Here is a 14,809-nt window from a genome sequence, read left to right on the forward strand (position 1 = left end):
GGCGAGCGGTGTCGTTGTGCCATCGGTTCTTCGCGCTCGCCCGGCCCGTGCCTTGAAACATGCTGCTGACATGCTTCCTTTTCCTGGTTTCCGCCGGGGCTATCTATTTCGCCTGCGAATACTTCGTCAACGGCGTCGAATGGTTCGGGCGCAAGCTCAACCTGGGCGCCACGGCCACCGGCACCGTGCTGGCCGCCTTCGGCACGGCACTTCCCGAAAGCGCGGTGACCTTCGTCGCCGTGATGTTCGGCAAGACGCCCGAGGCCAAGGACATCGGCGTGGGTGCCGCGTTGGGCGGCCCGCTCGTGCTGGCCACCATCGCCTACGCGGTGGTCGGATTCGCTTTATATCTGGGCCGCAAGCGCTTGAATCGCCCCGATACCCGGGTGCGTGTCGACAACCAGCGCCTCGCCCGCGACCAATCCTGGTTCCTGGGAATCTTCGTCGTGAAGGTGGGCCTGGGCCTCGTCGCCTTCGCCTGGAAACCGTGGCTGGGCGTGCTGTTCCTGCTGGCCTACGGCCTGTATGTCTGGCGCGAGATGCGCGACGACACCAGCGCGCCGGAAGACGAGGAACTGGAGCCGCTGACCTTCCGCCCCCATGACGCCAACCCCTCGATGAACTGGGTGATGTTGCAAACGGGCCTGGCCCTGGCCGTGATCGCCATCGCGTCGCGCACCTTCGTCTGGCAGCTCGAGGCATTCGGCGAGTTCTTCCATCTTTCCCCGCACATCGTGGCCCTGGTGCTGAGCCCGGTGGCGACGGAGCTGCCGGAAACGGTCAATGCGCTGATCTGGGTGCGGCAGGGCAAGGAGCGGCTAGCACTGGCCAATATCTCGGGCGCGATGATGATCCAGGCGACCATTCCCAGTTCGCTGGCGCTCTTCGCGACGCCGTGGCTATTCGATACGCCGCTGATCGTGGCGGGTGTCGTCACCGCCGTGGCCGTGATCGCGCTGTGGGCGATGTTCCGCCGCGGCGCCGTGGAAGCCCGTTGGCTGATGCCGATCGGGCTGCTTTATGGCGTGTTCGCGGTGTTTGTGGGGTGGTATTTCGGGAGGGGGTGATTGCGCTTAGCCCGGTCGCGCGCAAGGCGCGCTCCTACACAAACCGACCTGTAGGAGCGCGCCTTGCGCGCGACCAGTTCGAAGCGACGCCTCAATCCCGATGCGACGCATTCCGATCGCGATCGGCACCCATCTGGCGATCGAGCTTGCCGAAAATCTTCTTGAACACCCGGGAGAACTTGCCGCGCTTGGTCTTGCGGTTCTTCTCTTCCTCGGAGGTGAGCCAGGCGACCTGGATCACCCGGCGCTCGCCCTCGTAGGGCAGGTGGCCGTGGAACGAGTTCTCGGCGCGGCGGAACACGGCGAATTCGCCGTACAGCGGCTTCAGCTCCGGCACCACGGTGTCGTCGATGTTGTCGATCGCGTTCAGGAAGCGCAGGCAGCCGTCGCTGGTGTCGGGCCACAGGGGATTCAGGTAGATCAGCGCCGTGGCGATCTTCGACTTGCTGTCCGTGTGGATCGTGCCGTGGCGGCGGTTGAGCAGGCGGCAGAGGGTGACCAGGGTGGGGTAGTTTTCCAGCCCCTGGATGCCCAGGTGGCGGCCGATGGCGGCCGAGAACTCCCGCGAGGTCATCTGCTGCACCAGCTCGTTCACGGACGGACCGCAGTCGCCGGCGTCGTAGGGAAAGAACCCTGCGCTGGAGTACTGAGGGAAATCTCGCTCCAGTTCGGAGCGCGCCTCGTCGGGCAGCTGGCCGTGGGCAATCATGAACGAGAACGGCTCGTGCCGGATGTCGGTATCGGGACGATCCAGTCGGGCGGGGTCGAGCAGCATGGCGGGCGGTTCTCGGTTGATACCTCAAGCGGGATTGTATCGTGTCAGACCGCTGTTCCAGCGACAAATCGTGTACTCTCGTTCACGCTTCAAACGGTGGACAGAAAGGGCCTTCGGGCCTATCATTCGTACCCGCCCAACGATTCCTTATCCCCAAGGCCCACGAGCCGCTACACGCTGGCTTGCGGGCTTTGCTGCACCTGAAGGCGGCCATCCCATGCGTACTCCTGCTCTGCTTGCTCTCGAAGACGGCAGCGTTTTTCACGGCCACGCGGTCGGTGCCCGCGGTGAAACCGTCGGTGAGGTGGTGTTCAACACCGCCATGACCGGTTATCAGGAAATCCTGACCGACCCGTCGTACAACCAGCAGATCGTCACCCTGACGTACCCGCACATCGGCAACACCGGTACCAACGACGTCGACGTCGAAGCCGACCGCGTCCACGCGGCGGGCCTGATCGTCCGCGACGTTCCCCGCCTGGCGAGCAACTGGCGCAGCCAGGAATCCCTGCCGAGCTACCTCGAGCGCCACAACATCGTCGCCATCGCCGGCATCGACACGCGTCGCCTGACCCGCGTCCTGCGCGAGAAGGGCGCGCTCAACGGCTGCATCGTGGCCGGCGACGCCATCGACGCCGACGCCGCCGTGGCCAAGGCCAAGGGTTTCCCGGGCCTCAACGGCATGGACCTGGCCAAGGTGGTCAGCACCGCGCAGACCTACCAGTGGTCGGAAGGCGTCTACGACCTCGACAAGCAGGCGTTCTACAACGCACCGAAGAAGTTCCGCGTGGTCGCCTACGACTTCGGCGTGAAGCGCAACATCCTGCGCCTGCTCGCCGGTCGCGGCGTCGACATCACCGTGGTTCCGGCGCAGACGCCGGCCGCCGACGTGCTCGCCATGAACCCGGACGGCGTGTTCCTCGCCAACGGCCCGGGCGACCCGGCCGCCTGCGACTACGCGATCGAGGCGACCAAGCAGATCCTCGACACCAAGATCCCGACGTTCGGCATCTGCCTCGGCCACCAGATCATGGCCCTCGCCATCGGCGCGAAGACGCTGAAGATGAAGTTCGGCCACCACGGCGCGAACCATCCGGTGAAGGACCACGACACCGGCCGCGTGCTGATCAGCTCGCAGAACCACGGTTTCGCGGTGGATCCGGCGACGCTGCCGGCCAACGTACGCGTCACCCATACCTCGCTGTTCGACGGCTCGCTCCAGGGCTTTGCCCTGACCGACCGCCCGGCGTTCTGCTTCCAGGGCCACCCGGAAGCCAGCCCGGGCCCGGAAGACGTCGGCTATCTGTTCGACACGTTCATCGCCGCGATGGAAGCGCACAAGGCGAAGCAGGCGTAACACGCCGCACGCCCGCACCTTCCATCCAGCCTTCGATTAGCGAGACATACCATGCCAAAGCGCAGCGACCTCAAGACCATCCTCATCATCGGCGCCGGCCCGATCGTCATCGGCCAGGCCTGTGAGTTCGACTACTCCGGCGCCCAGGCCTGCAAGGCCCTGAAGGAAGAGGGTTACCGCGTCGTCCTGGTCAATTCGAACCCGGCGACGATCATGACCGATCCCGACACCGCCGACGCGGTGTACATCGAGCCGATCAACTGGCAGACCGTCGAACGCATCATCGCCAAGGAGCGCCCGGACGCGGTGCTGCCGACGATGGGCGGCCAGACCGGCCTCAACTGCGCGCTCGACCTCGCCGATAATGGCGTGCTCGATAAGTACGGCGTCGAGCTGATCGGCGCGTCGCGCGAAGCCATCCGCATGGCGGAAGACCGCGACCTGTTCCGCAAGGCCATGGCCGACATCGGCCTGGACTGTCCGAAGGCCGCTGTCGCCCGCTCGATGGAGCAGGCGCTCGAGATCCAGACCACCGTCGGCTTCCCGACCATCATCCGCCCCAGCTTCACGCTGGGCGGTTCGGGTGGCGGCATCGCCTACAACAAGGAAGAATTCGTCGAGATCGTTGGCCGCGGCCTCGAACTCTCGCCCACGCACGAAGTGCTCGTGGAAGAGTCGGTGCTGGGTTGGAAGGAATTCGAGATGGAAGTGGTCCGCGACAAGGCGGACAACTGCATCATCGTCTGCTCGATCGAGAACTTCGACCCGATGGGCGTGCACACGGGCGACTCTATCACCGTCGCCCCGGCGCAGACCCTCACGGACAAGGAATACCAGCGCCTGCGTAACGCATCCATCGCGGTGCTGCGCAAGATCGGCGTGGATACCGGCGGCTCGAACGTGCAGTTCGGCATCAACGCCGAGGATGGCCGCGTCGTCGTCATCGAGATGAACCCGCGCGTGTCGCGTTCGTCGGCGCTGGCGTCCAAGGCCACCGGCTTCCCGATCGCCAAGGTCGCCGCCAAACTCGCCGTGGGCTACACGCTGGACGAACTGCGCAACGACATCACCGGTGGCCTCACCCCGGCGTCGTTCGAGCCGTCCATCGACTACGTTGTCACCAAGATCCCGCGTTTTGCCTTCGAGAAGTTCCCGGCCGCCGACGCGCGCCTCACCACCCAGATGAAGTCGGTGGGCGAAGTGATGGCGATGGGCCGCAGCTTCCACGAGTCGATGCAGAAGGCCCTGCGTGGCCTGGAGATCGGCAAGACCGGCCTCAACCCGACCGGCCTGGACATCGGCAGCGAAGAAGGCTTCCAGACGCTCAAACGCGAACTGCGCGAGCCGCGCCCGGATCGCGTGTTCCACGTCGCCGATGCCTTCCGCGCCGGCCTGTCGCTGGAAGAAGTGCACGATCTGACCCGCATCGATCCGTGGTTCCTCGCCGCGTTCGAAGACATCGTGATGACCGAAGGCGAAGTGCAGCGCCAGGGCCTCACCGCGCTCGACGAGCCGCGCATGCGCGAGCTGAAGCGCATGGGCTTTGCCGACGCGCGTCTGGCCGAACTGGTCGGTACCGACGAAGCCGCGGTGCGTCACCTGCGTCGCACGCTGGGCGTGCGCCCGGTGTACAAGCGCGTCGACTCCTGCGCCGCCGAATTCGCCACCACCACCGCGTACATGTATTCCACGTACGAGGAAGAGTGCGAAGCCAACCCGACCGACAAGGACAAGATCATCGTCCTGGGTGGCGGTCCGAACCGCATCGGCCAGGGCATCGAGTTCGACTACTGCTGCGTGCACGCGGCGCTCGCCCTGTGCGAGGATGGTTTCGAAACCATCATGGTCAACTGCAATCCGGAAACCGTCTCCACCGACTACGACACCTCCGACCGCCTGTACTTCGAGCCGCTGACGCTGGAAGACGTGCTGGAGATCGTCGACCTCGAGAAGCCGAAGGGCGTCATCGTGCAGTACGGCGGCCAGACCCCGCTCAAGCTTGCCCGTGCCCTCGAAGCCGCCGGCGTGCCGGTCATCGGCACCAGCGCCGACTCGATCGACCTGGCGGAAGACCGTGAGCGCTTCCAGAAGATGATCCAGAAGCTGGATCTCAAGCAGCCGCCGAACCGTACCGCGCGCAATGCCGACGAGGCGCTGGCGCTGGCCCGCGAGATCGGCTACCCGCTGGTGGTGCGCCCGAGCTACGTGCTTGGCGGTCGCGCCATGGAGATCGTCTACGCCGACGCCGACCTCTCGCGCTACATTCGCGAAGCCGTGCAGGTGTCCAACGAGTCGCCGGTGCTGCTCGACCGCTTCCTCGACCACGCCGTGGAAGTGGACGTCGATATCGTCGCCGATGCCGAGGGCAACGTGCTCGTGGGCGGCATCATGGAGCACATCGAGGAAGCCGGCGTGCACTCGGGCGACTCCTCGTGCTCGCTGCCGCCGTACTCGCTCTCGCAGGAAGTGCAGGACGAAATGCGTCGCCAGGTGAAGCTGATGGCGCAGGAGCTGAAGGTCATCGGCCTCATGAACACCCAGTTTGCCATCCAGGGCGACGAGGTGTTCATCCTCGAAGTGAACCCGCGCGCCTCGCGTACGGTGCCGTTCGTGTGCAAGGCCACGGGCATGTCGCTGGCGAAGATCGCCGCGCGCGCCATGGCCGGCAGCTCGCTGGTGAAGCAGGGCGCGACGAAGGAAATCATCCCGTCGTACTACTCGGTGAAGGAAGCGATCTTCCCGTTCCTGAAGTTCCAGAACGTGGACCCGATCCTCGGTCCCGAGATGCGCTCCACCGGCGAGGTGATGGGCGTGGGCCGCACCTTCGGTGCCGCGTTCGCGCGTAGCCACGAAGCTGCCGGCATCAAGGCGCCGCCGAAGGGCAAGGTGTTCATGTCGGTGCGTGACGCCGACAAGGACCGCCTGCTGCCGATCGCGAAGGACGTCGCCGCGCGCGGCTACGTCGTCGTCGCCACGGCTGGCACTGCCACGTTCCTCCAGGACAACGGCATCGCTTGCGAGCGCATCAACAAGGTGCTCGAAGGTCGTCCGCACATCGTCGATCTCATCAAGAACGGCGAAGTCGTCTACATCGTCAACACGACGGAAGGCAAGCAGGCCATCTCGGACTCCTTCTCGATCCGTCGCGAAGCCTTGCAACAGCGCGTCACGTATTCCACGACCGTCGCAGGCGCGCGTGCCCTCGTGCATTCGCTCGACTTCCATACCGATCCGGAAGTGAACAGCCTGCAGGAACTGCACAAGGAGCTTCATGCATGAGCAGCACACGTCCACCCATGACCCAGAAGGGCGCAGACCGCCTGCGCACCGAGCTTGAGCACCTCAAGGGCCCGAAGCGCCAGGCGATCATCGCCGCGGTCGCCGAGGCTCGTGCTCATGGCGATCTGAAGGAGAACGCCGAGTACCACGCCGCACGCGAGGAACACGGCTTCAACGAAGGTCGCATCGCCGAGTTGGAGGCCGCGCTGTCGAACTCCGAGGTCATCGACACCGAGCGTCTTGCGGTCGGTTCGCGCATCGTGTTTGGTGCGATCGTCGAACTGGTGGACCTGGACTCCGAGGCCGAAGTCACCTACCAGATCGTGGGCGACGTGGAAGCGGACATCAAGAAGAACCTGATCGCGGTGTCCTCGCCGATCGCGCGTGCGCTGATCGGCAAGAGCGAAGGCGACGAGTTCGACTTCACGGCGCCGAACGGCGTGAAGAGCTACGAGATCAAGGGCGTGCGGTACAGCTGATTCCGCCGCGTCGCCTGGTGACTGAAAACGCCCCCTTGAGGGGCGTTTTTTTTGCGGCGACAGCGTGTCGCGATAACCGCGGACCGAGGCACTGGATTCCCGCGTTCGCGGGAATGACGGTAGGTGGGTGGTCGCAAGCGGGGGGGTAACCTCCGTCGTTCTTGCTCAGGCAACGGCTATAGCTGGACCAAGCGGTGTGACACGCCATTCGCGATAACCCCAGGCTTCGCCGTAGGCACCGGCCTGCGCCGGTGCGACGTGCCCCGTCGTACCGGCGCAGGCCGGTACCCACCGCATCGGTTCACCCGCAACGCGATAACGCTTCTTCGGATCGTGTGCGGGCAACGCATTCGCCCGCTCGTCGCTCCCGCGAAAGCAGGGGCCTAGCGCGGTGAGCCCGGGCGAAGCGAAACGCCGGGACCGTGCTTTTCCGACCCTCGCAGACATTGGGGCGACCTACTGGAAATCGGCAGTCAGGCGTTTAAGATGCAGGCGGGGCAACCAATCTGCGGGGGTGGGTATGGGCGCTGGACGGGTGGACGGACATGTCGCTGGGCCGCTGGCTCGCGAACGCACGATCGCGGGACCATCCTTCAATCGCTGGTTGGTACCACCTGCCGCGTTGGCCATTCATCTCTGCATCGGCATGGCCTACGGCTTCTCGGTCTTCTGGCTGCCCATGACCAAGCTGGTGCCAGGCGCGGACGCCGCGACCTGCGCCGCGCAAGGCTTCCTCGACCAGCTCACCACGACCATGTGCAACTGGACGGTGCCCTCGGTCAACCACGTCTTTGAGACCTTCATCGCCATGCTGGGCCTGGCGGCCGCGATCTGGGGCGGCTGGCTGGAGCATGCGGGCCCGCGCAAGGCCGGTTTCATCGCTGCCTGCTGCTGGGGCGGCGGCCTCGTGATCGGCGGCATCGGCATGGCGATCCATCAGCTCTGGCTGGTCTACCTCGGTTGCGGCCTGCTGGGAGGCATAGGGCAGGGCCTGGGCTACATCACGCCGGTCTCCACCCTGATCAAGTGGTTTCCCGACCGGCGCGGACTCGCCACGGGCTTCGCCATCATGGGCTACGGCGGCGGCGCCATGATCGGCGCGCCGATCGCCGTGAAGCTCATGGACGTGTTCCGTCAGGGCGAAGTGGCTGGCGTTGCGGCGACCCTCGCCACGATGGGTGTCCTGTACTTCGTGGTCATGTCGCTGGGCGCCTTCGGCTTCCGCGTGCCGCCAGCGGGATGGAAGCCGATCGGTTGGCAGCCGGACACGCATACCAAGGCGGCGCCGATGGTGACGCGAGGGCATGTGCACCTCGACCAGGCCTGGAAAACACCGCAGTTCTGGCTCATCTGGGGCGTGCTTTGCATGAACGTCACGGCGGGTATCGGCGTGATCTCGATGGCGAGCCCGATGCTGCAGGATGTCTTCGGCGGTCGCTTGCTGGGCGTGGACCCGACTACCGAGCTAAGCGTCGCCCAGAAAGCGGCGATCGCCGCCGCGGCCGCCGGCCTGGTGGGCCTGGTCAGCCTGTTCAACAGCGTCGGTCGCCTGTTCTGGGCATCGGCCTCCGACATCCTGGGGCGTAAGTTCACCTACGTCATCTTCTTCGTCCTCGGCATCTCGCTCTACTGCCTCTTGCCCAGCCTTGGTCACTACGGCATGGCGGCACTGTTCGTGATCACCGTTTGCGTGATCCTGTCGATGTACGGCGGCGGCTTCGCCACCGTGCCCGCGTATCTGGCGGATATCTTCGGGACCCAGATGGTCGGTGCCATCCACGGACGCCTGCTCACGGCCTGGTCGGTGGCGGGTGTTATCGGACCGGTCTTGATCGCCAGCATTCGCGAATCGCAGCTTGGCGCCGGCGTGGCGAAGAACCTCGTCTATGACCGCACGCTCTACATCCTCGCGGGCCTGCTGCTGGTCGGACTGATCTGCAACCTGCTGGTGCGTCCCGTGGATCCGCGCCATCACATGAGTGAGGAGCGGCTGCGCAAGGAGCGCTCGCTGCAGCACGAGGCGCAAGCCTCCGAGGCCGCGCTGGCCGCCGCCGCGCGCGGACCGTTCGGCGCGCTCGGACTCGTTGCGTGGCTCGCGGTGGGCATACCTTTCCTGATCGGTGTCTGGATCGCCTTGCAGAAGGCCGCCGCGCTGCTATAACGGACATCGATGGTAGGGGGAGAGGGTGCTTCGGTGGGGGGAAGTCTGGTCTGTGCGGGTGTCGGCATGACACTCGGTTCGCATCTGACACCGCTGGCGCGCAGCGAAATCGAGGGTGCGGACGTCATTTTCGTGGCGGTATCCGACGCCATGGTCGAACGCTGGGTCGCGTCGATGCATCCGGACGTGCGCAGCCTTCAGCCGCTCTATGCCGAAGGCAAGCCGCGCACGGAAACCTATGCGCACATGGTGGACGCCATCCTTGCGGAGGTGAGGGCGGGGCGGCGGGTCTGTGCCGTGTTCTACGGTCATCCGGGCATCTTCGTGTCCGCTTCCCATGCGTGTATCCGCCAGGCGCTCGCCGAGGGCTATTCGGCGCACATGGAGCCAGGCATTTCCGCATCGGACTGCCTGTATGCCGACCTGGGCATCGATCCGGGCGGTGTCGGTTGCCAGCACTACGAAGCCACGCAGTTCCTGCTGCATGAGCGGCGCATCGATGCCGCCGCCTGGCTCATCCTGTGGCAGGTCGGGTTGGTGGGCGATCTGAGCCTGGGGCGGCGGGAGACCGGTGCGGCGTACCGACAGGTCCTGGTGGATGTGTTGTGCCGTGACTTTCCCGAAGGGCATGAGGTCATCCTGTATCGGGCTCCGATCCTGCCGTTGGAGGGGCCGCATATCGTCCGTGTGCCGCTCCATGCGCTGCCTGCGGCGGACTTCGGCACGGGCTACACCCTCGCCGTGCCGCCCTGCGCCAGCCTGCGGGTAGCCCCGGACATTCTCGCCCGCTTGCGGGCCCTTTCGTTTGACGCAGACGCTTGATCGGCTTCACATTCCTGGGGTCCCGGCCAGAAGGCCTACTACTCCAGGGCGTCGCGCAAGCGATATCATCGACTTGCGATCGTCCTCGAGGGGAGGTGCGACGTGCGGTTGGGCGCCGGGTCGCTGTCGTCCGGGGGTGTCGGGTATGGGCGATGTCATCGAGTTTCTGGCCCGCGTCGGTCGTGACGCGTCGCTACGCCGTGCGCGCGGCGATGGGTATGACGAAGCATTGGAGCGTGCTGGATTCGATCCGTCTACGACACGGGCACTCAAGGCCCGCGATGGCGACACCCTGCGGGTGTTGATGGGACACGGCGTCTACTTCGATGTAAGCGGCCACTTGGTCTGCAAAATCGGGCCTCTTGATTTGCGAAGCGCTGGAAGGCGCGGGACGGCCACTTTAACGGCCCTTTATTAGCGGCTCAAAGCGCGGTTAAAGACCCCGCCCAGGCGGAAAAAGCGACGCGGAAGGGGCAGACAGGAAAAGACCTCCCAGCAGTCGGAGAGGCCTCCCTGGCTGCCCTTGGATATCACCTGGCGCGAACGGAGGTAGGGCCGCTGGTCGTCTGAAAGCGCTCCAGCTTGCCGTCAGGCCCGAACTCCATAGCCAGCCCTTCACTACCACTATCTCCGTTCCCCGTGAACCCATTAATGCGGGACTTCACATGGACGTAAATCAGCCCGACTTCACCGTTCGAATGGCGCCGAACCTGGGATGGCTCGCCAAACCAAGCCTTCGCTTCTTCGATCGTTGTGACCCCGACCTTCAGGCGGGCCTGTGCAGCCGGATCAATGGCATGGCCGGTCTCGACGGTGGCGCACGCCGAGAGTCCGAGCATCAACGCCGCTATCAAGAATCGCGAATGTCGCATAGCTCACCCTGTGTGATTTCATCCGTGGGACGGCAGCATAGCCGAGGTTGAGCAGGGCCGCTCCGGCCATCGCCGCCGTCCGCCCCCCATAAAACCAGTCCCGCCGGCTCGGCCTGGACGTCCCAGCTAGGGCCGGGCTGCGTCAACAGCCCGGTGCCCCGATTACTAGAGCGTCGTCGAGAACCGGTAGGCGGTACCCACGGTCCAGGGCAGCGACACGCCGCTGAAAGGCTTGTAATCCGTCCACGCCTGGTTGTCGTCGGACCACTGCACCACGAAGTCGACCGGCGCGCGATCGGTGTTATCAGGCGTGTGGGGCTGTGCATACAGCCACAGCTCGGCGGGCACGAACCTGGTGCCAGCCAAGAGGTCGACCGACAACCACCACGGCCCAGTGGTCGACATGCCGCCATCCGCGAACGTAAAGGCGTTGGAACCGACGCCGCTGGTGTCATGCCACACGTAAGACGCGCCCTGCAGCGGATTGGATGCGGCGTAGGGCTTGTCACCACGGGTCATCGCAGCATCTTCGGCCTCGCCGGCCTGCAACAGAAGGCCCGCCGCACCCAGCGCGAAGTACCGCTGTCCCATGTTGCCGATCTTGGTGACGTACAAACGCCAATAGCGGTGACCGTCCTTGCAGAATGCACGTCGCTCACCCAGGCTCCAGGACGCGATGCCTGACGTCGAGACCAGGTCGGTCCATTGATCACCGTCGTCACTCCACTGCACCCGGAGCGCAGCCGGCGCTTCGTCGGCGCCGCCTTCGCGCGGCGCTGTGATCGCCACGCCCTGCACATCCGGTTTGACGCCCTCGCCGAAGTCGTACTGCACCCATTGCGGCGCGGACTTGCCCGAGGCCCATTTGCCTGACCCTGATCCGTCGAACGCCTTGTCGGCGCCGTAGCCAGAGAGTGCCGCGCTGGCCGTGGGCGTGCCGCCCAGCGCAACGATCGGGGCGTTCCTGGCGCCAAGAAATTCGACCTGCGCCAGGCTGACGTTGGCGCCGGCGGTCGCTTCGACCATCACTCGCCAATACCGGTGGCCGGTCTGGGGAGGCGCGGTCAACTGTGCGAGTCCAGTCAGTACGCGATCCGACAGTGCGGCCGCATGCAGCGAGAACCACATCACGCTGGCGTCGATACCATCGGTCGTGCCGCTGCCGCCGATCTGGATGCCATTGGGTGCCACGGATACAGGTCCCGACACCGCCACCGACGAGACCTTGACGTTGTCCACGAGCAACGACAGATCGTTACCTGCCCGCCGCAACACGATCAGCCGCGCCTGGGCGTCCATCACCGATACGGCGGTCGACACGTCGTTGTAAGACGTCGACGGCGTGCTGACACGGCCTACCAGGTGGCCGTCGCTCTTCTGGGCCTGGAGCAGATAGGTCGCCAGGCCGTTGCTGGCCGCGACGAACTTCGCGATCAGCTTGGGATAGTTACCGGTGTCCGCGCCTGGCGCCGCGATCGACGCGCCAATGATGAGCGTGAAGTCACCCGTCAAGTCCTGCCACGCGCCATACGGGATGGTCAGCGCGCCACCAGGCAAGCGCACCGAGCGGGCACCGCCAGCGAAGAGGCTAGGCGCTGCCAGCTGGGCATTCGCCGGATAGGCACCATGCCGCTCGTAGCCGCTGATATCGGACGCGACGCTGCCCTCTGGGTCGTTGCAGGGGATGAATACAAGGGGCGACTGCGACAGGACCGCCTGCTCATACGGCGTAAGCGCTGGACGGGCCGCATTGAACCGCCGCGCTTCTGCCGCGCCCCAGCCGGTCTGGCCCTTGACGCTGATGACGTCGGTCCATCGTTGCGCATCGTCGCTGACCTGCAAGACGAAGTCCCGCACGGCGGCGTCGGCCAGGTCACCACCGCTGTACTGGCCGACGATCTCGATGCCGTACACGGGCGTCGACACACCGAAGTCCCATTGCAGCCAATGCGGCGGGGCCACGGGCTGGGCTGTCCACTTCTTGCCAAGGTCCGTGCCGAAGGCATTGGCGGCGGGGTTCTGGGTGTTCGCGGTGCTGTCGGCGGACGCTCGTGCGTCGGCGTCCGCTGGAGACGTAAGGCTGTTGCCGGCGACATCCAGGAACCGGAGCTTGCAGATGGAGGTGTACTGATCGCCGTTGTTTGCGAGCACCAGCACGCGCCAATAGCGGCCGATCGAGGCCGTGGACGAGGCGATGCTTATCGTGTCGGCGAGCGTCACCACCTGGTCCGATCCATCGGTCACCGAGATCACAAACGAGGCCTGCGACTCCGCCGTGGGTGTCCCGGAGAGGCGTCCGGTATCCACATCCAGTGTGAGGCCGGCCGGCAGCTGCCCGGACGCAATCGACCAGCGATAGGGGGCAACGCCACCGGCCGCCGTGTAGCGGTAGCTGTAGGCGTAGCCCACTCGACCGCTCGGCGCGCGGCCGGTGACGTGGAGGACGGCGACGTAAACGAACGAAGTGGTCGCCACCTGCATGCACGACAACCCGTCACGCACCGATACCACTTCGACCCGCGCCGGGCCATTGGTCGCCAGGTTCGCCGAATAGCTTGCACCGGCAATGCCTTCACGCGTGTGCACCAAGATGCTGCCGAGGTAGGTGCGTACGGTGTAGGTCGTGCCAGGCTCGGGGCCGATCGATGGCTGCGTCGCGTCGACGAGCTGATCCCGCTGCGCCTTGCGGTCACGGTGCGACCAACTCAGGTCGATGGGACCGATCACCTGAAGCACGGAGCGTTGGCCGCCTACCTTGAGGTCCGCTGGCGGATACGGCCGTGCCTGGCGGCGTGCCAGCGTCAGCGACGCGATTGGCGCCAGGGCCTCATCCAGCTCGCCCTGGCCCGTGCGGGTCAGCAGCTTGGCCTGGATGGTTTCGCCAGCCAGGTACTCGGTCGCGTCCGCGCCGGTAAAGAAGTCCGTAAACCAGACCCGCGCATTGGCGTTGTGCGCGGCGGGCAACGTATCGCCACAACCGCGAGCCAGTGTGACCGCGCCCGTGGTGGCGTCGATGGCGTCCACTCGCAACACCTCGTCATCGATGAGCGCCTCGGTACCGACCGCGACCTGATCCAGATCGCGGGTTGAGGTCAGCACGGCGACGATGGGTTCCACCGACGCCGGCACGATGGCCGGCAACAGCCCGGTGGGGGCGAAATCGCCCGAACCCTGTTCGACAAAGGCGCCGTTGTCGCCCACGCGCGTGGTGAGGGTGTAGTTGTAGGCCACCCCGCTGGCCCGGACGCCCAGGCTGCCGACGTGGCCGCTGTTGGCGCTTAGCGCGGCGAGGTCGGCATCGCGCAGCGTGCCGGCCAGGTCGCGGTAGCTGGCCTCGACCAGACGCTGCGCAGGCACTGGCTGCGGACGAGTGTCCGGCTCGACCCACTGCGTTGGCTGATCGCCGACGTAGCTCTGCGTCGGCATCGCGTTCACGTCTGTGGTGTAGCTGACGATGATCGCGTTGTCGCTCCAGGTGCCGCGCTCGATCTCGAGCACACGAATCGGCAACCGGACCAGGTTCAGCTCTTTCCAGCTGAAGGCGACCACGTCGCCCTTGATGAGGTCGATCTCCTGCAGCTGGCCATTAACCACCGCCAGCATCGGCGCGGGCAGCTTGAGCTTGCCGCGCGCCGGCAGGCTACTGACCGCGTTCAGTTCGCGCATCGCGACCTGGATAGCGAGCGCAGACGACCACAGGCCAGGGTAGTTGAGCGGCTTGTCGATCGTCTGGCCCTGCGCTCGGATATTGGCCGGGTTGGTCACCGTCCTCGACTCGTCCTTGTCGGTGTCGGCGTTGTGATACGTCATCGTGATCGAGTTGACGGCGCCGTAGATCGTGGACTGCTCGTGGCTGGTCAGCTCCAGGATGTTGCTTTCGTCGAGCAGTGGCAGGGCCGTGGCGTCGTAGCCACCGCGATAGAGGCGGAGGAACTGCTTGCCGGTGCGTGGGTCGTAGGACATCTCCCCGCCGACGTGGTTGCAAATCTCATTCACC

Annotated in this window: 8 protein-coding genes and 1 pseudogene; 6 read left to right on the forward strand and 3 right to left on the reverse strand. The window is 65.5% G+C overall.

Features of this window, described 5'->3' with window-relative positions; translation table 11 throughout:
* Positions 1-59: 59 nt before the first annotated feature.
* A complete protein-coding gene (locus GAK28_RS03370) occupies positions 60-1,067 on the forward strand; it encodes a sodium:calcium antiporter (RefSeq protein WP_291775109.1) in 1,008 nt (335 codons plus the stop codon).
* Positions 1,068-1,158: 91 nt separating this feature from the next.
* Here the strand turns inward: GAK28_RS03370 and GAK28_RS03375 are convergent, their stop codons facing one another.
* Entirely contained in the window at positions 1,159-1,842 is a 684-nt protein-coding gene (locus GAK28_RS03375) for a 2OG-Fe(II) oxygenase (RefSeq protein ID WP_291775111.1), read from the reverse strand.
* A 217-nt stretch (positions 1,843-2,059) separates the two neighbouring features.
* Here GAK28_RS03375 and carA point away from each other — a divergent pair, with 217 nt between their 5' ends.
* From carA to GAK28_RS03400, 5 genes are all read left to right on the forward strand, one after another.
* Complete coding sequence (gene carA / locus GAK28_RS03380) at positions 2,060-3,199, forward strand: glutamine-hydrolyzing carbamoyl-phosphate synthase small subunit (protein WP_291775113.1); 1,140 nt, start codon at positions 2,060-2,062, stop codon at positions 3,197-3,199.
* 51 nt (positions 3,200-3,250) lie between these two features.
* A complete protein-coding gene (gene carB, locus GAK28_RS03385; protein ID WP_291775115.1) occupies positions 3,251-6,478 on the forward strand; it encodes a carbamoyl-phosphate synthase large subunit in 3,228 nt (1,075 codons plus the stop codon).
* Positions 6,475-6,957, forward strand: a complete 483-nt coding sequence (gene greA / locus GAK28_RS03390) for a transcription elongation factor GreA (RefSeq protein WP_291775118.1) — start codon at positions 6,475-6,477, stop codon at positions 6,955-6,957. The genes carB and greA overlap by 4 nt, the downstream gene beginning before the upstream one ends.
* A gap of 520 nt (positions 6,958-7,477) precedes the next feature.
* A complete protein-coding gene (locus GAK28_RS03395) occupies positions 7,478-9,118 on the forward strand; it encodes an OFA family MFS transporter (protein ID WP_291775120.1) in 1,641 nt (546 codons plus the stop codon).
* Between the two features lie 9 nt (positions 9,119-9,127).
* A complete protein-coding gene (locus GAK28_RS03400; RefSeq protein WP_291775121.1) occupies positions 9,128-9,940 on the forward strand; it encodes an SAM-dependent methyltransferase in 813 nt (270 codons plus the stop codon).
* A 530-nt stretch (positions 9,941-10,470) separates the two neighbouring features.
* Here GAK28_RS03400 and GAK28_RS03405 read toward each other — a convergent pair.
* The gene (locus tag GAK28_RS03405) at positions 10,471-10,779 is read right to left on the reverse strand and encodes a hypothetical protein (RefSeq protein WP_291775123.1); all 309 of its coding nucleotides are present in this window, start codon (positions 10,777-10,779) and stop codon (positions 10,471-10,473) included.
* Positions 10,780-11,508: 729 nt separating this feature from the next.
* Positions 11,509-13,218 (reverse strand): annotated as a pseudogene (locus tag GAK28_RS03410) (discoidin domain-containing protein); the annotation flags it as partial.
* Positions 13,219-14,809: the final 1,591 nt, after the last annotated feature.

This window comes from Luteibacter sp., from assembly GCF_009912395.1.
In the GTDB taxonomy this organism is placed as follows: domain Bacteria; phylum Pseudomonadota; class Gammaproteobacteria; order Xanthomonadales; family Rhodanobacteraceae; genus Luteibacter.

Coding starts and splice junctions, on each gene's coding strand:
- GAK28_RS03400 (WP_291775121.1), top strand. CDS start 9,128: ATGGTAGGGGGAGAGGGTGCTTCGGTGGGGGGAAGTCTGGTCTGTGCG.
- GAK28_RS03395 (WP_291775120.1), top strand. CDS start 7,478: ATGGGCGCTGGACGGGTGGACGGACATGTCGCTGGGCCGCTGGCTCGC.
- GAK28_RS03405 (WP_291775123.1), bottom strand. CDS start 10,779: ATGCTCGGACTCTCGGCGTGCGCCACCGTCGAGACCGGCCATGCCATT.
- GAK28_RS03375 (WP_291775111.1), bottom strand. CDS start 1,842: ATGCTGCTCGACCCCGCCCGACTGGATCGTCCCGATACCGACATCCGG.
- GAK28_RS03370 (WP_291775109.1), top strand. CDS start 60: ATGCTGCTGACATGCTTCCTTTTCCTGGTTTCCGCCGGGGCTATCTAT.
- carB (WP_291775115.1), top strand. CDS start 3,251: ATGCCAAAGCGCAGCGACCTCAAGACCATCCTCATCATCGGCGCCGGC.
- greA (WP_291775118.1), top strand. CDS start 6,475: ATGAGCAGCACACGTCCACCCATGACCCAGAAGGGCGCAGACCGCCTG.
- carA (WP_291775113.1), top strand. CDS start 2,060: ATGCGTACTCCTGCTCTGCTTGCTCTCGAAGACGGCAGCGTTTTTCAC.